Source organism: Spirosoma jeollabukense (assembly GCF_054777855.1).
This window is the reverse complement of the sequence record NZ_BAAHAD010000002.1, coordinates 338,536-363,086: the sequence shown is the minus strand read 5'-3', so window position 1 is coordinate 363,086 and position 24,551 is coordinate 338,536. Positions and strand designations below refer to the sequence as shown.

General features: G+C 48.2%; 21 protein-coding genes. 11 read left to right on the top strand and 10 right to left on the bottom strand.

Annotated elements, in window-relative coordinates; all coding sequences use genetic code 11:
• Window positions 1-186 precede the first annotated feature (186 nt).
• Window positions 187-732 carry a PPC domain-containing DNA-binding protein gene (locus tag ACYVEA_RS09900; RefSeq protein ID WP_461113269.1) on the top strand — a complete coding sequence of 182 codons (546 nt, stop codon included), beginning with the start codon at window positions 187-189 and terminating at the stop codon, window positions 730-732.
• 141 nt (window positions 733-873) lie between these two features.
• On the opposite strand, the gene ACYVEA_RS09895 is transcribed toward ACYVEA_RS09900, so the two are convergent.
• Together ACYVEA_RS09895 and rbfA are read right to left on the bottom strand one after the other, a co-directional pair.
• Window positions 874-2,085, bottom strand: coding sequence for an ABC transporter permease (locus ACYVEA_RS09895; protein ID WP_461113268.1), 1,212 nt, complete (start codon window positions 2,083-2,085; stop codon window positions 874-876).
• A 79-nt stretch (window positions 2,086-2,164) separates the two neighbouring features.
• Window positions 2,165-2,548: a 30S ribosome-binding factor RbfA gene (rbfA, locus tag ACYVEA_RS09890; RefSeq protein ID WP_461113267.1), complete on the bottom strand. Its 384-nt coding sequence runs from the start codon at window positions 2,546-2,548 to the stop codon at window positions 2,165-2,167.
• Window positions 2,549-2,823: 275 nt separating this feature from the next.
• Between rbfA and ACYVEA_RS09885 the strand changes: the two genes are divergently transcribed.
• The 5 genes from ACYVEA_RS09885 (at window position 2,824) to ACYVEA_RS09865 (ending at window position 6,780) form a co-directional block, all read left to right on the top strand.
• On the top strand, window positions 2,824-4,236 hold the full coding sequence (locus ACYVEA_RS09885) for a hypothetical protein (RefSeq protein WP_461113266.1): 1,413 nt from the start codon (window positions 2,824-2,826) through the stop codon (window positions 4,234-4,236).
• An 81-nt stretch (window positions 4,237-4,317) separates the two neighbouring features.
• Complete coding sequence (locus tag ACYVEA_RS09880; RefSeq protein ID WP_461113265.1) at window positions 4,318-5,106, top strand: queuosine precursor transporter; 789 nt, start codon at window positions 4,318-4,320, stop codon at window positions 5,104-5,106.
• 104 nt (window positions 5,107-5,210) lie between these two features.
• Entirely contained in the window at window positions 5,211-5,849 is a 639-nt protein-coding gene (gene pyrE / locus ACYVEA_RS09875) for an orotate phosphoribosyltransferase (RefSeq protein ID WP_461113264.1), read from the top strand.
• A gap of 25 nt (window positions 5,850-5,874) precedes the next feature.
• Window positions 5,875-6,309 (top strand): OsmC family protein, encoded by a 435-nt coding sequence (locus ACYVEA_RS09870; protein ID WP_461113263.1) that lies wholly within the window; start codon window positions 5,875-5,877, stop codon window positions 6,307-6,309.
• Between the two features lie 30 nt (window positions 6,310-6,339).
• Window positions 6,340-6,780 (top strand): (4Fe-4S)-binding protein, encoded by a 441-nt coding sequence (locus tag ACYVEA_RS09865; protein WP_461113262.1) that lies wholly within the window; start codon window positions 6,340-6,342, stop codon window positions 6,778-6,780.
• Window positions 6,781-6,815: 35 nt separating this feature from the next.
• Here ACYVEA_RS09865 and ACYVEA_RS09860 read toward each other — a convergent pair whose 3' ends face one another.
• From ACYVEA_RS09860 to ACYVEA_RS09845, 4 genes are all read right to left on the bottom strand, one after another.
• Window positions 6,816-8,165 carry a dihydrolipoyl dehydrogenase family protein gene (locus ACYVEA_RS09860; protein WP_461113261.1) on the bottom strand — a complete coding sequence of 450 codons (1,350 nt, stop codon included), beginning with the start codon at window positions 8,163-8,165 and terminating at the stop codon, window positions 6,816-6,818.
• Window positions 8,166-8,285: 120 nt separating this feature from the next.
• On the bottom strand, window positions 8,286-9,917 hold the full coding sequence (locus tag ACYVEA_RS09855) for an ABC-F family ATP-binding cassette domain-containing protein (protein WP_461113260.1): 1,632 nt from the start codon (window positions 9,915-9,917) through the stop codon (window positions 8,286-8,288).
• A gap of 96 nt (window positions 9,918-10,013) precedes the next feature.
• Window positions 10,014-11,594: a sulfatase family protein gene (locus tag ACYVEA_RS09850; RefSeq protein ID WP_461113259.1), complete on the bottom strand. Its 1,581-nt coding sequence runs from the start codon at window positions 11,592-11,594 to the stop codon at window positions 10,014-10,016.
• 60 nt (window positions 11,595-11,654) lie between these two features.
• Complete coding sequence (locus ACYVEA_RS09845) at window positions 11,655-12,575, bottom strand: EamA/RhaT family transporter (RefSeq protein WP_461113258.1); 921 nt, start codon at window positions 12,573-12,575, stop codon at window positions 11,655-11,657.
• A 304-nt stretch (window positions 12,576-12,879) separates the two neighbouring features.
• Between ACYVEA_RS09845 and ACYVEA_RS09840 the strand changes: the two genes are divergently transcribed.
• A complete protein-coding gene (locus ACYVEA_RS09840) occupies window positions 12,880-13,608 on the top strand; it encodes an SDR family oxidoreductase (protein ID WP_461113257.1) in 729 nt (242 codons plus the stop codon).
• A 45-nt stretch (window positions 13,609-13,653) separates the two neighbouring features.
• Here the strand turns inward: ACYVEA_RS09840 and ACYVEA_RS09835 are convergent, their stop codons facing one another.
• On the bottom strand, window positions 13,654-14,394 hold the full coding sequence (locus ACYVEA_RS09835; protein ID WP_461113256.1) for an EcsC family protein: 741 nt from the start codon (window positions 14,392-14,394) through the stop codon (window positions 13,654-13,656).
• 130 nt (window positions 14,395-14,524) lie between these two features.
• Between ACYVEA_RS09835 and ACYVEA_RS09830 the strand changes: the two genes are divergently transcribed.
• The gene (locus ACYVEA_RS09830) at window positions 14,525-15,250 is read left to right on the top strand and encodes a murein L,D-transpeptidase catalytic domain family protein (protein WP_461114065.1); all 726 of its coding nucleotides are present in this window, start codon (window positions 14,525-14,527) and stop codon (window positions 15,248-15,250) included.
• Here ACYVEA_RS09830 and ACYVEA_RS09825 read toward each other — a convergent pair.
• Entirely contained in the window at window positions 15,217-16,488 is a 1,272-nt protein-coding gene (locus tag ACYVEA_RS09825; protein WP_461113255.1) for a L,D-transpeptidase family protein, read from the bottom strand. The genes ACYVEA_RS09830 and ACYVEA_RS09825 overlap by 34 nt on opposite strands.
• Before the next feature lie 637 nt (window positions 16,489-17,125).
• On the opposite strand from ACYVEA_RS09825, the gene ACYVEA_RS09820 reads away from it, so the two are divergent.
• The gene (locus tag ACYVEA_RS09820; protein WP_461113254.1) at window positions 17,126-18,025 is read left to right on the top strand and encodes a hypothetical protein; all 900 of its coding nucleotides are present in this window, start codon (window positions 17,126-17,128) and stop codon (window positions 18,023-18,025) included.
• A 2-nt stretch (window positions 18,026-18,027) separates the two neighbouring features.
• On the opposite strand, the gene ACYVEA_RS09815 is transcribed toward ACYVEA_RS09820, so the two are convergent.
• Window positions 18,028-20,190 carry a T9SS type B sorting domain-containing protein gene (locus tag ACYVEA_RS09815; protein ID WP_461113253.1) on the bottom strand — a complete coding sequence of 721 codons (2,163 nt, stop codon included), beginning with the start codon at window positions 20,188-20,190 and terminating at the stop codon, window positions 18,028-18,030.
• 470 nt (window positions 20,191-20,660) lie between these two features.
• On the opposite strand from ACYVEA_RS09815, the gene ACYVEA_RS09810 reads away from it, so the two are divergent.
• Together ACYVEA_RS09810 and ACYVEA_RS09805 are read left to right on the top strand one after the other, a co-directional pair.
• The gene (locus ACYVEA_RS09810; protein ID WP_461113252.1) at window positions 20,661-21,128 is read left to right on the top strand and encodes an FKBP-type peptidyl-prolyl cis-trans isomerase; all 468 of its coding nucleotides are present in this window, start codon (window positions 20,661-20,663) and stop codon (window positions 21,126-21,128) included.
• A 122-nt stretch (window positions 21,129-21,250) separates the two neighbouring features.
• Complete coding sequence (locus tag ACYVEA_RS09805; RefSeq protein WP_461113251.1) at window positions 21,251-22,201, top strand: L-threonylcarbamoyladenylate synthase; 951 nt, start codon at window positions 21,251-21,253, stop codon at window positions 22,199-22,201.
• 80 nt (window positions 22,202-22,281) lie between these two features.
• Here the strand turns inward: ACYVEA_RS09805 and ACYVEA_RS09800 are convergent, their stop codons facing one another.
• Entirely contained in the window at window positions 22,282-24,372 is a 2,091-nt protein-coding gene (locus ACYVEA_RS09800; RefSeq protein WP_461113250.1) for a BatA domain-containing protein, read from the bottom strand.
• Between the last annotated feature and the right edge of the window lie 179 nt (window positions 24,373-24,551).

Sequence of the window (24,551 nt, the reverse complement as noted above, 5' to 3'; positions counted from 1 at the left end):
ATTGATTACTGAGTGATGCGCTATATGCACGCTCATTCTTCTACTATCACACCGTTCAGGCAAACGATGCTCTACTTTGCGTCTGGGTTTGTTTATCAATTAGCGGCATTTTGGGGAAACTGCCCTTGGATCGCAACAAAAGTAACGACCAATGGGTAGTACATTGACGCATACCCTAAAAAGCCAATGCAGATCGAAATTAACCTTCTCAAACGAAATGGCTTACTGGTCTTCTCCTCTATATGGACACTAATCTTGTTTGTTTCGATGGCACAAGGATCAAAAGAACAAAGCGCGGGTAAAGAGGCACCAAAACGCTATATTAAGGTGCCTGTTGGTTATCTGATGGTACTACGTCAGGGGGATAACGTATTTACGCACTTGGAAAATCTGGCTAAAAATGAAAAGATTCCGTCAGCCACTATTTCAGGCATGGGCTTTGTTAATGCAAAATTTGGCTATTTCAACCGGCAAACTAAGCAGTATGATCCTAAAGAATTCAACGATGTAGAATTAGCCAGCATGAACGGCTCCATTGCCTGGCAGGACCAAAAAGTTTCGCTTCACGTACATGGAGTTGTTACCGATAAGAATTTTACGTCTTACGGTGGTCATATGCTTACGGCTGTTGTAGGAACAGGCTCCGTCGAAATTTTAATAACTGTTCATCCCAATCACCTGAAGCGAGTGATGGAACCCTCAATTGGAGCCAATGTATTACGCCTTGACTAATCGTCATAAGCCTCATCATTGATTCACTACCGAACTGTATTAACAGGTATAGCGAACCAGTACAGATTTGACCACTTATACGATCAGGTGACCCCGATTCCTATAACCGGCATCGAAGATAGGCAGCCGGGAATATCTTACTTACTGCTGGCTGTTAGCCGCGCGTTGGGCGGGAAACCACGAGGTCAGCACCGTAATGAAAATAATGAGGCCGGTGGTCATGACAATATCGCGAACGTCAAGGCGAACTGGATAGGCGTCAATGATCGAACTAACCATACCCATCCCGACTAAACCGTATTCTTTCTGTGCTACGCAGAGACCAATGCCCAGCACTAGCCCAGCAAATGCTCCCGTTAGGGCAATAATGGCGCCTTCGATCAGAAAAATCCAGCGTACCATTTTCTTGGTTGCCCCCAGCGCGTATAGAATTTGAATATCACTTTTCTTCTCAATCACCAGCATCGACAACGAAAAGAAAATGTTGATGGAAGCCACCAGAATAATAAAGGAAAGCGTCAGGGCAACGAATAATTTTTCAATGTAGATGGCCCGATAGAGATCAACGTTTAGGTCGTCACGGCTTTTTACGAGCAGATTTCCTCCTACTGTATCTTGCAAGGCTTTTTGAGCCACCATTTCGTTGGTACCGGGTTGTAATTGAACTTCAAGGCTCGTCACCTCATCGGGTTGGTAACCAAACAATTCACGGGCTACATTCAGAGGAGCCAGCACAAAATTGTCGTAACGCGATTCAATAAAAAATACGCCCGACACCGTTAGTGCCTGGCGATTGAAAGCATCCGGATTTAGTACGCTCAGGGTTTGTCCACTCTGCGGATACAGGATCTCAAGAGGGGTCAAAATATCAATAGATGAAATACTCAAATCACTACGAACGCCCTCAGCCACAATGGCATAGTTAACCTTGTCGCGACGTAGCAGTAGTTTACCCTCCAGCAGGGCCGAGTCGAGTTGCTGACGCTGGAGATAATTATCGTCCACCCCTTTGAGTTTGATAACCGTCGTTCCGTTGCCATAACGAGCCAGTGCGTTGTCCTGCGCCACCGCTGTTAGCAAATGAACCCCCGGTGTCTGACGTAACTTCGTTAGCAAGGCAGGAGAAGCCAGAAACCGCTTCCCCTCTTTGGGCGAGATGGTCATGTCGGCCTCGAACGTTTTGAAAATCTGCCGGTTCAGCTCTTCCATGCCGTTGAAAACCGACAGTACCACCACCAGCGCCATGGTGCCAACACCCACTCCGAGCATAGATAAAGTCGATAACCAGCTAATGAAGCTGCGTTTCCTACGGGAGAAGAAATACCGGCGGGCAATCCAAACGGGGAGATTCATTCACAAAAGAGTGAAAGAGCGACGGAGTGAAAGAGTGAAACAGCGGCTCTTCCATTCGCTCTTTCACTCTTTAGCTCTATCACTCTTTATCTTCATCCTCCTCCACCGGAGCGGGTGGAATATCGAGACCGGAGAATAGTTTATCCATTTTGTCAGCGTAGTCGGCAGTGTCGTCCAGGAAGAAATTCAGCTCGGGAACAATCCGGAGTTGATGCCGAACCCGGTCGCCGAGGTGCTGACGTAGTACTTTGCCTTTTTCCTGAATACTTTCCAACAATAACTGCTTATTTTTTGTAGCCAGAAAGCTCAGGTACACTCGAGCCACGCTTAGATCCGGCGAAATTCGAACGCTGGTCACGGTGATGAATGCTCCATTGAACAAATGCGGCACGTCGCGCTGAAAAATCTCGCTTAGATCTTTCTGCAACTGCCGGGATACTTTCTGCTGTCGTTTCGATTCCATACTAATCGGTACTTGGGTACTAAAATGAACGGTCAACGGCCCGAATAGTTCAGGAATATGTATTCCAATACGTACCACTTAACCCGTCAACCTTTTTCTGTGCTGCAAATATCCACTCATTTTTCCGTTCTGCCGAAATTGACTGTAATTTTACAGGTAATACTCACGGTCCGCCGTTGCGGTCAGGCGATAGTCAGGAGCCGATAATAACTGGTGTAGTAGATGACTGACCGTAACGGCGGACCGTGATTATTGATTATAACTAAGAACTTGTTTTGCTACGTTTCTTCCAATCTTATTTCCCTTATCAGTACGCCAGTTTACTGGGGTTGCTCCTGCTGATTCGGTTACCGTTACTCCTGCACCCATTTCCGCTGCTCATTCCTGAATTGAACTGGATGATTGTGGGCGAACAGATGAGCCAGGGGAATCTGCTTTATCGCGACATCTGGGACAGTGTGAGCCCGTTATCAGCCATGGTTTACTGGGGCATCGATAGTGTGTTTGGTCGATCCCCGCTGGTGCTGCATGGAGCAGCAACGCTCGTTTCGGTATTTCAGATTGTATATTTCAATTACCTGACGAACAACCGGGATATTTATCCCGATCGAACATTCTGGCCAGGACTGATCTACATGCTGTTTATGCACCTCTCATTCGACTGCCTGACGCTCTCGCCCGTGCTCATGTCGACCAGCTTTCTGCTGCTGGCCTTTGGGACTTTAATTCGGCAGATGGATCGTCGCGGTGCAACGGACGAAGTGTTTGAAGTTGGGTTCTACATTGGCATTGCCGCCCTGTTCTACCTGCCATCGGCGTTGTTTATTCTCTGGTCGATTGTATCGCTGCTTTTTTATACCGGCTCGACCTTCCGGCAGTACTCATTATCCGTTTTCGGCTTTCTGTTTCCGTTTGCGGCCACTGTCCTGTTCTACTACCTATTCGACGGGCTCGACGATTTCAACCGGAATTTGCTGGCGTCAGTATTTCGGGTTCGGCAGTATTCCCTGTCCGATTTTCGATCGTTGCTGGCGTCGCTCCTGATTCCACTGGGGTTGGGTGTGCTGGGTTTTTTAAGTCTATTCAGCCGGGCTGGTCGCTACGTCAATTTTCAGCAACGCATACAGCAAATTATGGCCATCTGGTTTGTTGTGGCGGTATTGACCATTGCCCTGATGCCCTTTCTGGCCCCGATGGTATTTTTGAGTTTCGTGCCACCCATGGCTTATTTTGCGTATTATTATTTTGAGAATATTCGTAAAGCGTGGCTGGCGGAAATGAGTTTCTCGATTGCGTTTGTTCTCATCCTGCTCTTGTTCTATCAGGGGGCGCTGGGCATCATTCCTGGGGCGGAGCTGGGCCGCCTGAGTAGCTTGCAGGTACGTTCATCCCCGCTGCCCGCCGATATTCGCGATCAGCATGTACTCATCATCGGCGAAGACTTGAGTGCGTATCGCCAAAATCATTTGGCAACACCTTATCTGAACTGGGATTTGGCGAAATACGATCTGAAAAATCTGGATAATTACGAAGCGGTGATTAACGTGTTCGACCATTTCCGACTCGATCCGCCCGATTATATTATTGACCGGGAGAACGTAGTGGAAAAGCTGTTTCAACGCGCCCCGGCTTTAGCCGCCCGATATGAGAAAACAGCGGTAGCCGACGTATACAAACGGAAAAATTAGTCGTGGGTCGCCAGTCATCAGTAGTTAGTACCGTAACTTGCCAGTACTGCTCTTACTCACCAAACACTAGTAAACTTCTTTATGGCTCCCTCTTTTACCAATAAACGCACGAACCTATACATTTTCCTGAGTGCGGTTTTCCTAACCAATGCACTGGTGGCCGAAATCATAGGCGTTAAAATTTTTTCGGTCGAAGCGCTACTAGGCACCAAGCCTGCACAGATTCATCTCTTTGGCAACTTTATACTGGATTTCAACCTCACGGCAGGTGCAGTTATCTGGCCATTTGTGTTCATTACGTCCGATCTGATCAACGAGTATTTTGGCAAGTCCGGTGTCCGGCGCATTTCATTTCTGACGGCCGGGTTTGTGGGCTATAGTTTCCTGATAATTTACGCCGTTACGACGCTCCCGCCCGCGCAATTCTGGCTCGATGTCAATGCCAAAGATGGAGCGGGACATGCCATTAATATCAACAATGCGTTCCAGATGATTTTCCGGCAGGGACTGGGTATCATTATCGGCTCACTTACGGCGTTTATGATTGGGCAGATTCTCGACGTTTATGTATTCCATTCACTCCGCAAAATCACGGGAAGTCGTAAAATCTGGTTACGGGCTACGGGCTCAACTTTGGTTTCGCAGCTGGTCGATAGTTTCGTGGTCTTAGGCATTGCCTTCTACGTGTTCGGCAACTGGTCGCTGACGCAGGTGTTGGCCGTGGGCATTATCAATTACATCTATAAAGCTACCTCGGCAGTTGTGCTCACGCCTTTACTCTACGTAGCGCATTACTTCATCGATCGGTATTTAGGCAAAGAATACGCCGAAGAACTGGCCAATGAGTCGGCTATGAGTTCGTTTATGTAGCAAAAGAGGGCTTTTTAATCCGGAACTAAGTAATTCAATACGAGCCTGGTAAAGAAGAATAGAGCAGTTTACTTACATTTGATCCCATTATTTTTCATTACTCTGTGGATTCTCAATTTATTCAACAGTCCGTAGCGCGGCATCTACTCGCTGTGCAGGCTGTGCGACTCCAGCCAAATCAGCCTTTTACGTGGAGTTCAGGCTGGAAATCACCTATTTACTGCGACAACCGAGTTACGCTGGCCTACCCCGACGTACGCAGTTTTATCAAAAATGCCCTGGCCGATGCCATTCGGCAACGCTTTCCTTCCGTAGAAGTGATTGCAGGAGTAGCCACGGCGGGTATTCCACAAGGCGCGTTGGTCGCCGATGTGCTGGACCTTCCCTACTGCTACGTTCGGCCAGAGCCTAAAACGCACGGCATGGGCAAACAGATTGAAGGCCATCTGAAAGCGCAGCAACGGGTGGTCGTTATTGAAGACCTGATTTCGACGGGCGGCAGCTCGCTTAAAGTGGTCAATTCCCTCCGGGCGGCTGGCGCCGAAGTGCTGGGCATGGCAGCCATTTTCACCTACGGATTCCCGGTGGCGGCTCAGAATTTTGAACAGAAGAACGTACCACTCATTTGCCTGAGTAATTACGATGCCTTGCTGGTTGAAGCCCAGGCACTCGACTACATCTCGGCCGATGCGATGGACTCTCTTTCTGCCTGGCGGCAAAACCCATCGACCTGGGGACAATAAGTTTTAAAACTAACCAGTATTACCTATGGCCACTGTCACTGCCCGAATTGAACGAACCCCTTACGAGACACACCTGTCCACTGATTCGCAGGTGATAGTGGCTGACGAACCGATCGACATGGGCGGTCAGGATCGGGGTATGCGACCAAGTGAATTGCTGGCAGGAGCGCTGGCCACCTGCATCGTGATGACGCTACGTATGTATGCCGACCGCAAAGGATTACCCCTCGATTCGGCGGTTGTCCATGTCGAATACACGTACGATCCGATAGCAGGCCGGTCTCTTTTTACTACGAAATTGGTTTTAAATGGTGATCTAAGCCTCGAACAACGCAACCGGCTACGCGAAATGGCTGATCGATGCCCGGTGCACAAAACGCTGCAAAACCCGATGGACTTCAAAACAACGCTGGTTGAAGACGCGGGGATGGGCCACCATTTACCAAATGCGATCAATTGAGTTATTGACTACCCTACTACGTTGATTACCATGAGTGAAACGCCAGCTCCCGACATTACGAAAACCTACACAAACGGCGAAATTACCGTCGTTTGGAAACCCAGCGTTTGTGTCCACTCCAAAGTTTGCTGGACAAATTTGATTGAGGTTTTCAACCCTAGAGAACGGCCGTGGATCAAGATGGACGGGGCCCCTACGCAACGTATCGCCGAACAGGTAGATCGCTGCCCGTCAAAAGCGCTGAGTTATTTCAGAAACGAGGAGCACCTAATCCCTGACGATATTCAGGCCGAAAGCATTGTCGAGCCGCTGCCCAACGGTCCGCTATTGATCTACGGCAATCTGCGCGTGAAAGACGCCAACGGACAGGAAACCCAGAAAAACAAGGTCACCGCTTTCTGCCGGTGCGGAGCCAGCAGCAACAAACCCTACTGCGACGGTACGCACGTCAAAATAGGGTTTAAAGCTTAAGCCCTATCGGTCAGAAATAAGGAAGGTTTTATCAATTACTCCGGCAGCATTGACTTTATATCTGACGCATGCGTTGGATACGCCATTAGCGTATCACCCAGGGCTGTTGCCGAAATGCCGTGTTTCATGGCCAGTGTAAATACGTTTATCAGGTCGTCGCTGCCGGAGCCCAGTATGTGGGCACCAACGATCTGATCCGTTTGTTTGTCGACGAGCGTTTTAAATCCGGTGAACGGCTCATTAATGCGTTTACTGACGTACCAGTCGGTGGTTTCCTGAAACAGAACCTTTACGTCGAGATTTTTTTCTTTTGCCTGCTCCTCCGTCAAACCGACAGATGCTAATGGAGGCACCGTAAAAACCGCCGTTGGAACGGGGGCATCGGTATACACCTGGTGATTTCCCTTGAGAATATTTTCAGCCACGATACGGCCTTCATAGCCAGCCAATGGCGTGAGGGGCAAGCCTTTGTCTGCTACGTCTCCACAAGCATAAACTTTTGGATTGGATTCACTTTGCAGATACCGATTAACCGTAATCCCCTTTTCTCCCAGCTCAACACCGGCCTTCTCCAGATTCAGTTCAGCGACATCGGCGACTCGTCCGGCAGCATGGACAACTAACTGTGTCGAGAGCGAATGTTTTTTCCCCTGTTCCTCGTAGTGAATTTTCAGATCTCCTGGTTTGCCTTCAACAGCCGTCACGCTGGCTCCCAGAACAATCTTAATGCCAATGGCTTCCATAGCCTTTACCAGCAGGTTCACTACGTCGGCATCGAAGCCTTCGAGTGGGCGTTCCCCCTGATGAAGAATTGTTACGTTCGCACCAGCACGAGCCGCAATGTGAGCAAACTCGAACGAGATATATCCACCGCCTACCAGCACGATCTTGTCAGGTAGCTGTGGTAGCTCCATAAACCCGGTGCTATCAATTAGCAACTCTTCGCCAGGAATATCGAGCGGCTTGGGTCGTTTCCCCGTGGCAATAACAATGTGTTCGGCACGTAACGTATCGTCACCAACTTGTAGGGTATCTTCTAACAGAAAAGTGGCGGCACCGTGGAATGTCTTGATGCCTAGATCAGCGAATTTGGTTTCCGTATTTTCGGGAATTGATTCCGTAAATGTTTTTTTGAATTGAATCAGGTCGGACCAGTTAATGACTGCTTTCTCCTCAATACCTTTTCCAATTAATTGGGCTGACCGAGCGACGAGTTCAGCGGCTCCCACCAGCACTTTTTTGGGATCGCATCCCCGTTGTGAACACGTACCGCCGAAGGGTGATTTATCAATGATAGCCACGCGCTTACCCGTTTCCCGGACGGTTTGCGCAGCCATTGCACCAGCCGAGCCAGTACCAATTACAATGAGATCAAACGAATGCATAGAAGAAATTTATCAAACAGATTCTATACATAACGCTCAAACGTAACGTAGTGGCTAAAAGAAAATGGGTAATCCGTGAGGAGGCTCATGGATTACCCATCTTATGTAGTATTTTTTTGTTTACGCCACGGCTTCATACAACTCCCCACGTTGCGCTTTCACACGCTCGTCGGCGAGGTATTCGTCGTAGGTCATCAGTTTGTCGAGGATGCCCGCCGGTGTGATTTCGATGATGCGGTTGGCAATCGTCTGCACGAACTGGTGATCGTGCGAGGTAAAAAGAACTGGACCTTTGAAGTCGATTAACCCATTGTTCAGTGATTCGATGGATTCGAGGTCGAGGTGGTTGGTGGGCTCGTCGAGCATCAGGAAGTTAGCGCCCGATAGCATCATTTTGGACAGCATACACCGTACTTTTTCGCCCCCGCTCAACACGGTTGCTTTTTTCAGGGATTCTTCGCCCGAGAACAGCATACGGCCCAGAAAACCCCGAATAAAGCTTTCGTCCTTCTCGACCGAATATTGCCGTAGCCAATCCACCAAATTCAGGTCCGTCTGGAAGAATTTTTCCTTTTCGGAATCCGTCGGAAAATACGACATGGTGATGGTAACACCCCATCGGAACGTACCCGAATCGGCTTTGCGATCACCCGCCAGAATATCCATCAGTGCCGATACGGCCAGCCCGTCGCGACTAAACAGGAATATCTTATCCTGCTTATTCATCGTAAAGGACAGGTTTTCAAAGAGTTTCGTGCCGTCCTCGGCCGTGTACGTCAGATTTTCGACCGTCAGGATTTGATCACCGGGTTCGCGCTCAGCCTTGAAGTTTACATAGGGGTATTTCCGCGATGATGGCTGAATATCCTCCAGCGTAAGCTTTTCAAGCAACTTACCGCGGCTCGTAGCCTGCTTGGATTTCGATGCGTTGGCCGAGAATCGCCGAATGAAATCTTCGAGTTCCTTGCGTTTATCTTCCGTTTTCTTATTCTGGTCCTGGCGTTGTTTCAGCGCTAATTGACTCGATTCATACCAGAATGAATAGTTTCCGGCGAAGAGTTTAACCTTGCTAAAGTCAACGTCTACGATCTGCGTACAGACCTGATCCAAAAAGTGGCGATCGTGGGATACAACGATAACGGTGTTATTGAAATTGGCGAGGAAATTTTCGAGCCAACTCACCGATTCTACATCGAGGTTGTTGGTCGGCTCATCCAGCAGCAACACGTCAGGGCTACCGAAAATAGCTTGTGCCAGCAGGACACGCACTTTTTCGGAACCGTTCAGATCCGACATCATAGCGTAGTGCATATCTTCTTTGATGCCCAGCCCAGATAATAAACTGGCGGCATCCGATTCGGCATCCCAGCCGTTCATTTCGGCAAACTCCGATTCGAGTTCGGCAGCTTTCTCGCCGTCGGCATCCGTAAACTCCTCTTTGGCGTAGAGCGCATCCTTCTCCTGCATGATGTCATACAGGCGTTTGTTGCCCAGAATCACCGTTTGCAGAACCGGATACTCGTCATAAGCCGATTGGTTCTGGTTTAGCACCGACATCCGTTCGCCGGGCGACATCGTAACGGAGCCTGTTTGTGGCTCAATTTCGCCCGACAAAATCTTCAAAAACGTCGATTTCCCCGCGCCGTTGGCACCGATAACCCCATAGCAGTTGCCGGACGTAAATTTTATGGTGACGTCGTCGAAAAGCACCCGCTTACCATAGCGAAGTGAGACGTTTTGTACCGATATCATGGCTTAATTTTCTGTTCAGATTGAAGCACAAAGGTACGAAATTTAGCGGGAAAATGGGCGATTCCCCTGGTGCTAAACTAAGTCAGCCACTAGTTATCAGGGCTTGCTTTCCACAATCTTCATAGCCTCCTCATCCCTGTACTGCGTGATCTGGCCCTTTAATTTGCGTTTCAAGTCGGCAGTAATAGTTTCGTAGCCTTTCTCACCGTACAGATTATGCAGCTCGTGGGGGTCTTTTTTCAGATCGTATAATTCCCAGAAATCCTGCGGCCCATAAAACCGAACCAGCTTGTATTGGTCAGTACGTAGCCCAAGGTGCGGATAAACATGGTGAGGTTTGGGAAATTCGTAGTAGTGGTAATACGCTTCTTTTCGCCAGGGTATTTTTTCGCCTTTCAACAAGGGCAAAAAGGATTCACCCTGCATTTCCTTCGGAACGGTGGCACCTGCCAGCTTCAGTAAGGTAGGTGCCCAGTCGATGTTAGAAATCAGCTCATTGATCTCCGTACCCGGCTTAATGACGCCCGGATAGCGAATGACAAACGGCGTTTTCAATGATTCCTCGTAAATAAATCGCTTGTCGAACCAGCCGTGTTCGCCCATATAAAAACCCTGATCAGACGCATAAATAACGACCGTATTTTTGGTCAGCCCGGTTTTATCCAGATGATCGAGTAATTCGCCAATATTGCGATCCAGCGAGCGAGCCGTAGCCAGATAATCCTTCAGATAACGCTGGTATTTCCACTCGACCAGCGCTTTGCCACTGAGCTTTTTAGCCTCAAATTCCTTACTGATTTTGTTTTCGTAATACTCATAAAAAGGCTTCTTCTGCTCGGGTGTAAAGCGATTATAAATGTCACTTTTCACGTAATCGGCGTGAACTTTCAAATCCTCTTTAAGACGCATCGTTTTTTCGATGGTCATGTCCTGATTTTGGGCCGCTATCCGGCCTTTGTAGTCGTCATAGAACGTAGCAGGTAGCTGAAACGTAACGGTATCGAAAGCGCCAAGGTCCTGTAAATCGGGCAACCATTCGCGGTGCGTAGCTTTGTGACCTACAACCAGAAAAAACGGCTTTGCTTTATCACGCTGATTGAGCCAGTCCAGCGAGAGTTTCGTCACGACATTGGTCACATAACCGGGATACCGAACCGTATCTTTCTTTGCATTGACGAAATCGGGGTTGTAATACTGGCCTTGCCCTGGCAATACATTCAGGTAATCGAACCCCTTCGGCAGACTGCCCAGATGCATTTTGCCAATCCAGGCCGTTTGGTAACCCTTTTTCTGTAACTCCTCCGAGAAAACAGGCTGATTTATATCAAATACTTTCTCGTTCAGCTTGTAGCCGTTCAGGTGGCTGTATTTTCCGGTCAGCAGCGTCGCACGGCTCGGTCCGCAGATGGAATTGGTCACTACGTTATTCCGTAGAATGGCTCCCTCGCTGGCGATTCGGTCGATACTAGGCGTTTTTGTCAACGTACTACCATACGCGCTAATCGCCTGATAGGCATGATCGTCGGAGAAAACGAAAATAATATTGGGTGGTCCGGCCGCATCCTCTTCCTTCTTTTTGGTACTACAACCAGCCGCTGTCAGCAGACAGGCGAGCAACGTAGCACAGCCAACAACGTAACGAACTATACCTGTGGGAATCATCGTACTCTTACGCATTAGGTTTGGGTGGGTTATCAACGGTCAAAGCATAGAGCTATCCTTTTTTTACTTTCGACGCTATCCGGCTACGTTCGACAACTCCTGCCACGAAATCAGGCCAATAGCCAAAATCGCCAGGCCTAATCCGATTTTATTGGCCGTCGAGAGTTTTTCCCGAAAGAATGAAGCCGCCAGTAAAGCAGCCACCAGAATTACGCCAATGTTATAGAGTGGGTAAACAAAAGCCCCATTGCTGCCAAAAGCCGATAGGGCCAGCAGCAGCGTATAAAAACTCAGAAAATTTGGTATGCCCAGGGTTACGGCGCCAATCAGACTTTTCGACTGAAACGTTTCTTTCCCCTGAATCAACCGTAGACCCAGCATCAACAATCCGGCTATAATGGCCCCCAACACCATTGTCAGTGTTACCTGAATCGTTTTATCGGCCGACGGAATGTAATTCAGATTCATGTAATTGATCATGGTATTCGTAGCCCCATAAAACAAAAACACACCCACCGGCAATAATACGTTGACGCCTGATCGATTACCCCGAACCGCCGATGAATCGGTGGATGACTCTTTTTTATACGTCGTCAAACCCACGGCTATCAACGCCAGCCCTAGACCCGTATAGTTCAGCCATTCAAACGTTTTGCCGCCCGTGCGAAAGACGAACAGGCTGAAACAGACCGGAATGACGAGCGAAAGATTGTTTGCCAGAGACGTAGAGGTTATGCCCATACGTTGTGTCGACGCACCAGACAACAGAAAGGTGAGAATGAAACCCACACCTAGCCCCAGCGCCAGCCACGTCCAGGTCTGAGTCAAGTCTATCGTAAACGATTGTCCGGCGGGCAGGAGCAACAGACCCGTCAGAAAGCATACCGGATAATTGAATACAATCGCCTGAAACGTATTGACATCGTAGCGTGGAAATACCCGAAAATTCAGCAGCAGAAGCACCGAAAGCACTATACTAAGGCCTAGAAAAAGCATGAACGTAGTGTAGTAATTTTCTGGCTAAGTTACACCAGGTGTGATGCACGGCAAACAAGTTGATCACCGAGCCCGTTTTATTCAATGAAGTTGTTCCAGAACCAAAGTAAATCTTTGTGTGTAGACGCTACGTGGTCAGCGCTGAAATTCACGCATCCCTAAGAAGGAAAAACATACAACAACAGCTACGGGCCACTCAGACAGTAGCCGTGCGTTGAATCTTGCAAACTTTGGATTGATGTTTGCAAACGCATGTCCTGCTTTCTTCTCCACCTTTGTACTATCAATTTCTACTGAAAACGAGATGAATATCAAGAACAATAAAATTCTGATTACAGGCGGGGCATCGGGTATTGGCTTGGGCCTTACCGAACGATTCGTCAAAGAAAACAACACGGTCATTATTTGCGGACGACGGGAAGACGTGCTGAAAGACGTAGCGGACAAATTCCCTTCCGTAATTACACGAGTATGTGACTTGTCCCTTGTTGAAGAACGAGAAGCGCTTCACCAGTGGATGTCGGACGAACACAGCGACTTGAATGTGCTGATCAATAATGCGGGAATTCAACAGTGGATGTCGGTTTCAGACGATGACTTTTTCCAGCGGGCCAAAAATGAACTTACCGTCAACATTGAGGCTCCGCTTCACCTGACCAATCTGTTCATCAACTTACCAGCGCTCACCACCATCATTAACGTAACGTCGGGGTTGTCGTTTGTGCCGCTCACCAAAGTGCCGGTCTATTCCGCGACCAAGGCATTCTTCCACTCTTTCACACTGTCGTTGCGAGCCTTACTAGCCCCCAAAGGCATAGAAGTTATTGAAATGATTCCACCCGCCCTCAATACCGACCTGGGTGGCAAGGGTTTACACGATCAAGCACCACCGGTAAGCGCTTTTATCGATGCGGTTTTCGACCAGTTGGCACAAGGTAAAACAGAATTAACGTTCGGGTTCAGCGATGCTATGGCCAAAGCAACGCCCGATGAATTGCGGAATACATTCAATAGAATGAACGCCATAGCGTAAGAAAATCAGGATGCTGAATTAGACTAGCCTCTAATCCAGCATTTACTATTCGGTCAGCAGCGTACGATTCTCGGCCAGCAACCGCATGCGATAGGCGTTCATAGCGGTGCGGCCGAGTTGGTTGACGAGCCGGTAGTTGACCACAATGCCCACAGCGGCCCCAATGCCCGGAATTAACTGCGCCATTTTAGCCAGATCAATATAATCCCGGTATTCCTGCTGAAAGGTCAGCCAGTCAAACTGGTGAATATCTTCGGGAAGCTGGCGGCTGTGTTCGGGCCAATTGGCAATGTACTGATACACCACCTGGCGGCTCTCCTGGCTTGAGAAGGCCAGTTGGAATACGTACAAAATATACACTCGTTCGCGATAATCGCTGACCGGATAACCGTACAAACTGGCAATCTCGAAGAGCATTTTCATTTTTAAGCTGAGCAGTATCGGGAAATCAGCCAGGCTCATTAAAAACCCACCCGCGCCTGTTACGCCCCCTTCGGCGGCACTGGTTTTTTTATAGAATTCAATACGTTTCGCTACGGCCGCATCGCGTTGCGTCAGGGTTAAGCCTTCGGCAGGTGGACGCGATAAAAACTCGGCGCCAAACAAAACCGCCCGGGTCATTTGCTTGATGGCAGCCGTAATGACGTCATGTACTTTCCTGGGAATGATGCGGTTAATTCGGCGCTGAATGCCCGTTGAGAGTCGGCCAAAGGCGGATGGCGGCTTTTGCATGGCTTGCTGCCAGCGGGTTAGTTCTGTACGAACAGCGATTTCATAAGGAGTCATATCAGAGAATTTGGCAAAAAAGTGGTACCTTCATCGAATGAAAAAGCCGGTAAGGCTGTTCTTACATAGCATCCTTACAAACTCTCAATAACGCCGATTGCCAAGTATGAAACGACGCCGATTGCTAGGTATGAAGAATGTTCTTTTGCTTCTGGTTGCTCTCATCTTCGTTTACTTCGCCAGCACCGGATACAAAACCAGCCGTAACGTAGTAGTCGTTGCCAAGCCAGTAGCAGCCCCGAAGAAAGTGGCCTCTATCGCTCATCTCGATGTGTATGATCAACTACAGCTCAGCCAAACTGGTTTACAGAAGTCTGTATTTGAATTTGCGTTACGTGGCTGGCAAAAGATAAGTCCGAACAAATCGACCCTGACGATTGTAGATCTCAGCCAGCCTTCCACGCACAAGCGCATGTATGTGGTCGATCTGATCAAGAAAAAACTTCTCTTCAATACCTATGTCGCTCACGGGCAGAACTCGGGCGACCTGGTTCCAAGCCAGTTTTCCAACAAGCAATCGTCATTCCAGAGTAGCCTCGGTTTCTATCAGACGCTCAATACCTATATGGGTAAGCACGGCCTCTCGCTTCAACTGAAAGGACTCGAAAAAGGCTTCAATGACAACGTCTTCAACCGGAATATCGTTCTGCACGGTGCCGACTACGTTTGTGAGGATTTCATTCGCAAAACGGGTCGTTTAGGCCGTAGTCAGGGATGTCCGGCGGTACCCTATGCCGATTCAAAAGGCATCATTCAGGCGGTTAAAGGAGGTTCCTGTCTGTTCATTTACTCGCCTAACAACGACTACCTGAAGCAGTCTGCTTATTTATCGTCCAGCGAGTACACATCTTTATAAAATCGGAGTTTCCCGGCCGCATCCACATCAGCAATGTTGTAAGTGATAAAGACCGGAAATCGTTTGGGGATGGGTAATGTCTTGGGTTTCTGATCCAGCAGGCATTCATCCAGAAATTTATCATCGAAAGTTTCCGTCCCCAGCACCAGGTTAGCCAGCTCGACGGGTTTTTGCACCCGCACACAGCCATGACTCCGCCAGCGCTCTTTGGTGTTTTTAAATAGATCACGGCTGTTGGTGTCGTGTAGGTAAATAGCCAGCGGATTCGCCAGATTGAACTTCAACAACCCCAACGAATTCTCGCAACCGGCTCCCTGCCGAACGCGGAACGGAAAATTAGTTGCCGAAATGCTTTTCCAATCAACTGACTTGGGGTCGATTTCATGGTTCTTATCATCAAGAAGCTGAAGATTCTGATAGTTAATATAAGTGCTGCTGCGTTTCATTCGAGGCAACATTTCCTCCAGCGCGATATTGCGTGGTACGTTCCAATACGGATAGGTCACAATACTCTGGATGTAGGTCGTCATGCAGGGTGTTTGCCGGTCGGGCTTTCCCGCAATAATCTGCATAGGGAGTAAGCGTTCGCCTGTTCTATCGAATACGTTTAGTTCGCCCGCGGGGAGATTAACCACTACAAATCGATCTGGATTGAAGCGATTTACATATCGGTAAAAGTTAAGCGTTTGCCGAATCAAACGCAACGAATCGGCAATGGCCGGATTACTGGCAACTTTGCTTTTTAGCCGGTCGTAATGCCCAACCAACTGATTATAAGGGGTAAATTCAGAAAGCCCTGCCAGCGACTTTGGCTCAAGGGCCATTTCAATATTCCGTGCCCAGGCCGAGTCTACCGTTTCTTTCAGGCCATTATATTCCAGTCCTGATGGTTTTTTTCCATAGCGTATTTCCAGCAGCAGTTGCGTCAGTTTAGCCTCGGTTACAGGCTTTCTGGTGGTTGATACAACGGCATAACGAGTGGTATCAATGCCAATGGAATCAGCATAGTGGCATAGCTGATGCAAGGTATGTATTGCTTTTTCAGCCGCAAGTCGCATGGCTTTTTCTTCGGCCTCTTTCGCTTTTTTCTTAGCCAGTTGAGCCGCTTTTTCCATCTTTGCCTGATTACTTCTCCGTTCGTTATCCTCCTTCTGCATAACGAAATACCGGCCAACAAAGAATAGAATGACCAAGCCCGCTACCACCGCAATACCAATTCCAATTCTTCGCTTATCCATGTGCAGTCGTTACGTAGTTTGTTCACCACTTCGGTTATACTACTTCTTACTTAACGTGTAGATCTTTATTTAGGTGACAAAAACTTCTTTATTAATCAGAAGGGCAACCCTTAATGAGCTGCCCTTCTGATTGCTTAACTATAAGCCGACTTGTCAATAGTGGGACTCAGATGCGTTAAACGCCGGTTAATGTCCAGATATTCGCCGTTCTTGCAGGCATCATTTAGACATAAATCGTCGAAGTCAACCTAGTTATCCGGCCGTTAGTTTCGAAACGGATCGGCAGTGACATTATCGGTTTTGCCAGACCGATATCTTCTACCATAACCTTTCTGAATTCCAATTATATATTTATTTTCTCTAACCTTCAGTGAACTGTATTGTTCGAGAAATTAGATGGAGAAACTAGATATGTCAACCCATTCAGGACTATTCTAAAGGAGGGGAATCCCAATAAATGAATTACATATTAAAAGGCCAATATACTGACTACCAGAAAGTTATTCAATTAAATACATTAAAAATTTTCCATCTTTTTTTCCTTTATTCCCTTTCCAATAGATTTATTGGGGGAAAGCACCTTAGCGGCTAAATAATGAAATCACTACGTATACATTATCTTCTATGCCTTCATTTATTGTTCTCTTTAACAGCCTGCACTGCGTTCAGAAACCAACCCCTTGCCAGTATAACCGACACGTATTGCGAGCCAGCTATTCACTATGAGTACGATTCTACGTTCCTGCCCAAGCCAGACATTGAGAAAATACTACTTGCCGATACAAGTTTAACCCGACTCTACTCAACCCACGATTTGCTGCTGGCCAATGCTACCGGCATTTTACCGTTGTTGCAAAAATTGATTGGCCTGGGGAAAAGTAGTCAGCCTGATGCTCAGTTGGAAAGCGTTCGTATACACCAGCAAATGCTGAACCGACTTCTGCTTGCGTCAACGCAAATAGCCGGTTTGGCGGCTGAACTGGATTGCGAGGGAGAACGGGCCGACCAGGTTGCTACGTATCTGGACCAGCGCGATACGAAACGAATCCGTCGGCTGACGATTCTGTCTGTCGTACTTGGAGCCGCTACGACTGTAGCCACCGCCTTACTTCAAGCTGATGACGCCAGTAAAGTGATTGGTATTGGGGGCGGGGTAGTGAGCGCGGGTTTTGGTGGTCTGGCAGCTTTTTCATCCAACCGGGTTGTTCAATTCGTTCACCAGCGCAATCTGCTAAGCGACATCTGGAATCAGTCTACCCAGTCGTCGATCTATCCACCGATGGTCTGGTATGTTCTGAATGAGAAGCAGTTCAGCAATAGCAGCCAACAGTCCATTAGCCATAACATTCGGCAACGCTGGCAGGATTATGTGGTCAATGGGTCGTCGCGAGAGCAGCTACAAATGCTTTTTGGGGCAGGTGGCAACTATCAGGCCGATGATTTGCATAGCCGGGCCAACATGCTCAATCAACTCCAGTCGTCAGTACGCTCCATCAATCAGGATTTGCAGAGTCTGGTGCTAACCTTGTCCAGATGAGCCTAATGGATAACCGCCAATTGCCCCCGGTAGGTCGTGGTTAGCGACCCGGTTCCCGTGCGAATCTGATACGTATATATGCCGGTTTCCACAGGTACTTTTTTATAGGTACCGTCCCAGGGTTGTGCGTATCCCTGTGAGAAGAAAATTAACTCGCCCCAGCGACTGAAAATCGATACTTCGCATTGTGGAAACGCACTAATATTCGGTATGATCCAAACGTCATTTCGGCCATCGGCATTGGGCGAGAAGGCCGACGGAATAAAGAGTGGTGTCACGACAACCACTAAAACGGGCAAAGTTGCGAAACAACCCGGTGCACTGGTCGCCGTTACCTGATAAGGTGTTGTTACTGCGGGACTGGCCTTCGGGCTGGCGACATCGGCCCGGCTTAGTGAGGTTGGCGGTGTCCATTGATACGTATTGACCGGCATATCGGTTTGTGTTATCAATTGAACGCTATCCCCCACAGTTATCTGATACGTGGCTTGCCCAGTCAATGTAGGGGCCGCTGTTACCACTGCCCAGCGAGTTTGCGTGGCTTTACAGCCATGGTCACCGATAACCGTGTAAGTTATTTTGTGCCGACCCACACCGGCTGTTGCGGGATTGAACTGGCTGCCCTGTACACCCGGCCCCGTATAGGTACCGCCGGAGGGTTGCCCCTGTAACGTAACAACTGTCGAATTGGTAACGCAAATGGGTGCGATGGAATCTAACGATACTGACGGGCGGGCATACTGAGTGAGTGTTAATTGATTTGAATTAGCCTTGCAGCCCGATGACGATGTTACATGAACCAGATACGTACCCGCCTGACGAGCGATAATATGACTCGACGTATCAGACAATTTCGTGCCGTTTATTTCCCAGACATATTTATTTCCATTGCCAGGATTTGCAACACTTAGCTGCACGGAATCATCCGCACAAAACGTTGATGAAGACGATTTAATCTCTGCCGTCAGTGTTCCCAGGGCAACTTTGACGGCCTGGGAAGTTGTGTCATTGGCACAAACATTAGCGAGGCTCTTAACAACTGTATAAACACCCGACGCCTTGATAGTAAGTGTATCGGACGTAGCACCGCGAATGTTAGCCCCATCTTTTTGCCATTGATACGCCCATTTAGAATCTCTCTCAACCGAAAGAACAACCGGTTGATTATCACACCACAGAAGCTCAACGACGGGTTTTCCATTAACCAGTACGACAGCCGGGGGTGGCGCATTTTGGGAACAATCAACCACTGGCAATTGAAAATCACGACGTACTACCCCGATTCGTACGCCATTACGAAATTCTTCACATTGCACGGTAAACAGATATAAGCCTTCCTGAGAGGCCCGAACACTCAACTGACCGGTACTCGAATTGATGCTCAGGGCCGGATTTCCGGGAATGATATTGGTCAGGCTGTAGCCTGGCGCCCACATAATTGGTGGGTAACTACTCCGGGGAGAATCATCAATACTGGTTTGGTCATTGCGGGTGGTATATCCGTTTAAGGGCGTTACCAGCGAGTAACGAAGTTGGTCACCGTCGGCGTCAACAGCATCGACATTAAACGTAAAGGGCTTATTGATACAAATGTAGCTGCCATTTGGCAAACGAAAATCGGGAGCTGAATTAACAAAGCGCGTTCCGTTTTTCTGCATTGGCGGAAACTCAAGGTAAAAGACCATGGCTGCACCGGCCGTCGTACTTGTATTGACGTTGGTGAGGGCATCATTTCGGCAACACCGTTCCCAAACGATGTAATAACCACCAGGATCAGTATACTTTTGGGGATCAAACTGATGCGTAATGTAATAGCGGGCCTGTGTAAAACTCAACTGCCGAAGCGTGGCACAAGCGGTATTGTCGAAGGTGAGTGGCAACATTTCCTGAAACGGAATCTCAACACGCTCAACCAGTATTGGATTATTTTTGCGATAAATCAGCACTTTTACCAATAGATCACGATTAACGGTATTCGTTTTTGTCTCGTCCCAGTACTGATTCAATTGTAGTTTAAACAGGCCGGGTGTAGCACCAACGGCCTGCATACTCATGTCGCCACCGATGATGTGCGTTGCCCGAACACCCAGCGATAGTAATAAGGCAATTACTATCAGTAACCCCGCTCCTACCCGGCGAAGTAAGTCTTTACTAACCACTTGCATACCGCTACCATCAGATTACCTCATTCAACTTGCAAGCCATATGGAACTAGTACGGAATATAAATAGGATTACAGAACAGTTATATATACTTCCTGATACTATTTATTTTTAGCAACTAAGAAAGACAGTCATAATAATTTTATACCGTAAAGGCATCATTTCGAAAAGACTCCTTTAGCGATCAAATAGGGAATCAAAAGCCATAAAAGACCTTTAACCAGAAAGAAAAGGAAGCCCAGCCAACCGACGCGTTTAAGCCAATATTTGAACCGTTCATTCATAAAACAAAGATAACGAATTCCGGCTGTTACGCTTCAACACTCCTGTTTACAGCGCATTCAGGCCGCACACCACGTAGTGAAACGTTGCCCCTGAAGCCTAGTAGAAAGAAATTATATCAGTATAAAAGCAACTTTGTTGGTTTAGTGGTTGTAGTAAAAAGATTAACATTGTGCATTAGACGATTAATCATGAATATTACAAAAAACAAAGTAGCCGCCATCCATTATACCCTGCGGGACAGCAACGGTACTGTATTGGACTCCAGCCAGGGCCGCGACCCATTGTATTACCTGCATGGTGCCAACAACCTGATTCCTGGCATGGAAGAAGGATTAGAAGGCCGCACAAAAGGGGAGCATCTCCAGTTAGATGTTACGCCCGAAAAAGGCTACGGCAAACGTGATCCGGCTCTCGTTGAAGAAGTGCCCCGTAAGGCATTCGGCGGACAGAATATCGAGGTCGGTATGCAATTTGAAGCTAATGACGGACAGGTTATCACTGTCACCAAAGTCGGTCCCGATAGCGTAACCGTTGACGCGAACCACCCTCTGGCAGATCAGAATCTGTATTTCGATGTAGAAGTACTCGACGTTCGCGACGCTACTGCTGATGAACTGGCTCATGGGCACGTCCATGGTCCAGGCGGCCATCATTAACCGGTTTATAGTAGTTGGTTTACGGTTTAAGGGACACGGTGTGCTAGTGCTTGACTATTGTTTGTGTCAGCTCACCGTATACGTCAAACCGTAAACCATCCCTATCTTTGTGCTACAAAACCATGGCACAAATCGGTACAGACAAGCGAGCGGCAAAAGCATTTCTGGAAGCGGGCAACGTCGTAGGCATTCCTACGGAAACAGTGTATGGGCTGGCCGGGAATGCGCTAAACCCCGATGCGGTTCTAACAATTTTTCGGGTTAAAAATCGTCCCTCCTTCGACCCGCTCATTATCCATACGGACTCGCTGAAAAAAATTCATCAGTTCGTAACGGACATACCAGAACAGGCTCAGTTACTGGCCGACCAATTCTGGCCTGGCCCCTTGACCTTGCTTCTTCCCAAGCGGGATCTGATTCCAGATCTCGTTACGTCGGGCTTGCCAATGGTAGCAGTCCGCATTCCAAATCACCCGCTCACGCTTGATCTGCTACGTTCGCTCGACTTTCCACTGGCGGCACCGAGTGCCAATCCATTTGGATACATCAGCCCAACAACGGCGCAACATGTAGCGGATCAATTAGGCGATCAGATTCCGTACATTCTTGATGGTGGCCCGGCGGGCGTCGGTATTGAATCCACGATTATTGGTTTTGAAAACAACGTAGCGACGGTATTTCGGTTGGGTGGCATGGCGTTAGACCAGATTGAACGGGTGATTGGCCCAGTGGCGGTGCGCACTCATTCAACCTCAAATCCAAGTGCGCCGGGTATGTTGAGCAGTCACTACGCTCCCCGCAAACCACTTCGATTGCTGGCACCGGGCGAAAGCCCTCAACCCCATGAATGGGCCGGTGCCCTAGTTTTCCGTGAACCCTTCAGCGGGCTACATCCAGCGAATCAACGCGTTCTCTCTCCTACCGGCGACCTGAATGAAGCGGCTAAAAACCTCTTTGCTCACCTCCGTGCTTTAGACACGCTTCCTATTGATGTCATTTACGCCGAACCGTTACCAAACGAAGGTTTAGGCTTTGCGATGAATGATCGGCTCCGACGAGCGAGTGTACGCTGAAGGAACACTTAGGGACCATATCCTAATTTGTCTTTGTCATGCTTCCTGCCGCATCGGCGGACCAGTCAGCATGACAAATCCTAACTTTTCATGAACCGCACTAGCCCAATCTCGATTAGCATGAATGCCAGGGCGGCCAGCAAGAAATACTTCCAAAGGCTTTTACCTAAATTTTCCTGCTCTAATACCTGCACAAAATCGCCATCCTGAATACTGTCGAAAACTTCTACATTAGGCTGATTAGCAAAAGCTTTACGTAATTCATCAGCAGAATAAAAGTCCATCGTCGATTCTTCATTGCCATGATTAAAGGCCAAAAGCCGCTGCGTTTTGCCTTGCCCGTCCTGGAGTTCATAATAACCGGCTTCTACTTCCTGACCAGCGGCCAACTCATTACTTTTGGGCATTTCGAACAGAAGCTGATTGCCAACGATTCGTTGCACCGGAATAATCTCCAGTTTATCGTGCTTCAGCTTATAAACGGCTCGTTCCGAAGGATTGCTCACCGGAATCGACACCAGACTTTCGCCGAACGAATAAGCGGTGCGTTGTGCCTGAACACTTAAAGCGGCCATTTTATACATGACCGGCACAAAAAGCGCATGCTCAGCCAAATTACCATAAGTAGATTCCAGCGGACTGGCGAGTAAATAAACGTTACCCAGCTGACCCGTTGAACCACCTACTTTCGACTGAGTCAACAACGGGCTACCATCACGAAGGCTCAGCAAGCGCTCGCCCGCACTCCATCGCCAGACAGGTGCAGCCGTTGGCATATTTAACAATTCAGCCTGATAGCTCTGTTGGAAAACGTCGCGGAAAAATGGGTTCCGACGGTCAGGCTCAGTTACAGGCAATGGTGAAGGTTCAGATGAAGCACTGGCTAAAGACTGCACATTTCCAATGCCTAAAGCACTCAGAAAAGGCGCGTACGAAATCATGTTTGGATTCTTGGGCGGGATAATTGCTAAACTTCCGCCCTGGCGCACGAAACGTTCGAGTTCAGTACGTAGCGTACCGCTCACGTCGGCCACTTCTTCTAACACTACTAGATCAGTGCCTTTCAATTGCCCGACGTCAAAATTTTGAACATTGAAACTCTGTCGAACGAAAAGGCCATCATTCGAATACACAGCCTGCACGTAATCGCGGCTCCCATTCTGTTGACCAACCAGGTGTAGCACCCGAACCGCCGGTGATGCTTCAATGACAAAGAAATATTGATTATCGAACGTAATAGGATAATCTTCAAACACAATTCGGCCGCGGTGATATCCTTTAGAGGTTACGTTAAAGTTGAGTGAAATTGTCGCCGATCCACCCGGCGGCAACGTAGCGGAAGCCGTCGACGTCTGGGTATCATCTAAATACAAACGTACCGGAAGGTTTTTAACATTCTCTTGTCCAGCATTATTTAGTCTGACATTCAGGCTGTTGTTCTGCATTTCGCGAATGAATGGCGTACTAAGCCAAACAGAATCGACATAAACGTTCTTTGTGGCCTGTGCATCCAGCGGAACAATAAATAATCGATCAGTCGTGTCGATCTTCAGCCGGGACAAGTCACCAGCTGTGCTTTTTTGAAAATCTGAAAACCAGAACAACTGATTTCGCCCACCGGGGTTTAGACTCGATAACAGATTACGTTGCCGACGATAAACCGTTTCGAGTGTTCGGGGCGTGTGGGCGAAACGTATCGAGGTTACCCGATCCCTGATCGACTCAGTGGAACCTGCCTGTTGCTCCGCAGCCGAAAAATCGTTTGTCAGCAATTGCAGTGACGTAGCATTGCGAAATAATGTCAATAACTCATCTAATCGGCTGATGGCAATATCCAGATAGCGCTTGGTATTTCGCTCGTTCTGCATACTGAAAGAGTTGTCGACATACAGACTTGTAACGCCTTGCCGTGATACGCCTAACTTGTTTTTACTGGGAATGAAGGGTTGCGCAAATGCCAATACCAAACACACCAGAAACAAACAGCGGCACGCTAGTATTAGCCAATGCTTCAGTCGTCGAAACGATTTCGTTTCGGTCTGGACAGTACGTAGTAGCGCTACATTTGTAAAGAATACGCGTCGTGTTCGCCGGAAATTGAACAGGTGAATCGCAATCGGAACCGACACGGCCAGCAGGCCAAACAAGAAGGAAGGATAGAGGAAATTCATTCAGGGTAGTTTCGGCAAACAGGCTTTCTTTACTAACGACCTGGCATAGGTCTTTCGTTTCCCAGATGCCCAAGTTAATCAGGGATTATGATTTCTTGAAATGCCCGTGTAAATCGAGACTCATCTTTAGCAAATAATTTAGTCAAATTGGTTAGCCTTACGTGCTAAATGCTAATTAA

Excerpts from the sequence above, each read along its gene's own strand:
- ACYVEA_RS09900 (WP_461113269.1), top strand. The coding sequence starts at position 187 with ATGCAGATCGAAATTAACCTTCTCAAACGAAATGGCTTACTGGTCTTC.
- ACYVEA_RS09895 (WP_461113268.1), bottom strand. The coding sequence starts at position 2,085 with ATGAATCTCCCCGTTTGGATTGCCCGCCGGTATTTCTTCTCCCGTAGG.
- rbfA (WP_461113267.1), bottom strand. The coding sequence starts at position 2,548 with ATGGAATCGAAACGACAGCAGAAAGTATCCCGGCAGTTGCAGAAAGAT.
- ACYVEA_RS09880 (WP_461113265.1), top strand. The coding sequence starts at position 4,318 with ATGGCTCCCTCTTTTACCAATAAACGCACGAACCTATACATTTTCCTG.
- ACYVEA_RS09870 (WP_461113263.1), top strand. The coding sequence starts at position 5,875 with ATGGCCACTGTCACTGCCCGAATTGAACGAACCCCTTACGAGACACAC.
- ACYVEA_RS09865 (WP_461113262.1), top strand. The coding sequence starts at position 6,340 with ATGAGTGAAACGCCAGCTCCCGACATTACGAAAACCTACACAAACGGC.
- ACYVEA_RS09860 (WP_461113261.1), bottom strand. The coding sequence starts at position 8,165 with ATGCATTCGTTTGATCTCATTGTAATTGGTACTGGCTCGGCTGGTGCA.
- ACYVEA_RS09855 (WP_461113260.1), bottom strand. The coding sequence starts at position 9,917 with ATGATATCGGTACAAAACGTCTCACTTCGCTATGGTAAGCGGGTGCTT.
- ACYVEA_RS09850 (WP_461113259.1), bottom strand. The coding sequence starts at position 11,594 with ATGCGTAAGAGTACGATGATTCCCACAGGTATAGTTCGTTACGTTGTT.
- ACYVEA_RS09845 (WP_461113258.1), bottom strand. The coding sequence starts at position 12,575 with ATGCTTTTTCTAGGCCTTAGTATAGTGCTTTCGGTGCTTCTGCTGCTG.
- ACYVEA_RS09840 (WP_461113257.1), top strand. The coding sequence starts at position 12,880 with ATGAATATCAAGAACAATAAAATTCTGATTACAGGCGGGGCATCGGGT.
- ACYVEA_RS09835 (WP_461113256.1), bottom strand. The coding sequence starts at position 14,394 with ATGACTCCTTATGAAATCGCTGTTCGTACAGAACTAACCCGCTGGCAG.
- ACYVEA_RS09830 (WP_461114065.1), top strand. The coding sequence starts at position 14,525 with ATGAAGAATGTTCTTTTGCTTCTGGTTGCTCTCATCTTCGTTTACTTC.
- ACYVEA_RS09825 (WP_461113255.1), bottom strand. The coding sequence starts at position 16,488 with ATGGATAAGCGAAGAATTGGAATTGGTATTGCGGTGGTAGCGGGCTTG.
- ACYVEA_RS09815 (WP_461113253.1), bottom strand. The coding sequence starts at position 20,190 with ATGCAAGTGGTTAGTAAAGACTTACTTCGCCGGGTAGGAGCGGGGTTA.
- ACYVEA_RS09810 (WP_461113252.1), top strand. The coding sequence starts at position 20,661 with ATGAATATTACAAAAAACAAAGTAGCCGCCATCCATTATACCCTGCGG.
- ACYVEA_RS09805 (WP_461113251.1), top strand. The coding sequence starts at position 21,251 with ATGGCACAAATCGGTACAGACAAGCGAGCGGCAAAAGCATTTCTGGAA.
- ACYVEA_RS09800 (WP_461113250.1), bottom strand. The coding sequence starts at position 24,372 with ATGAATTTCCTCTATCCTTCCTTCTTGTTTGGCCTGCTGGCCGTGTCG.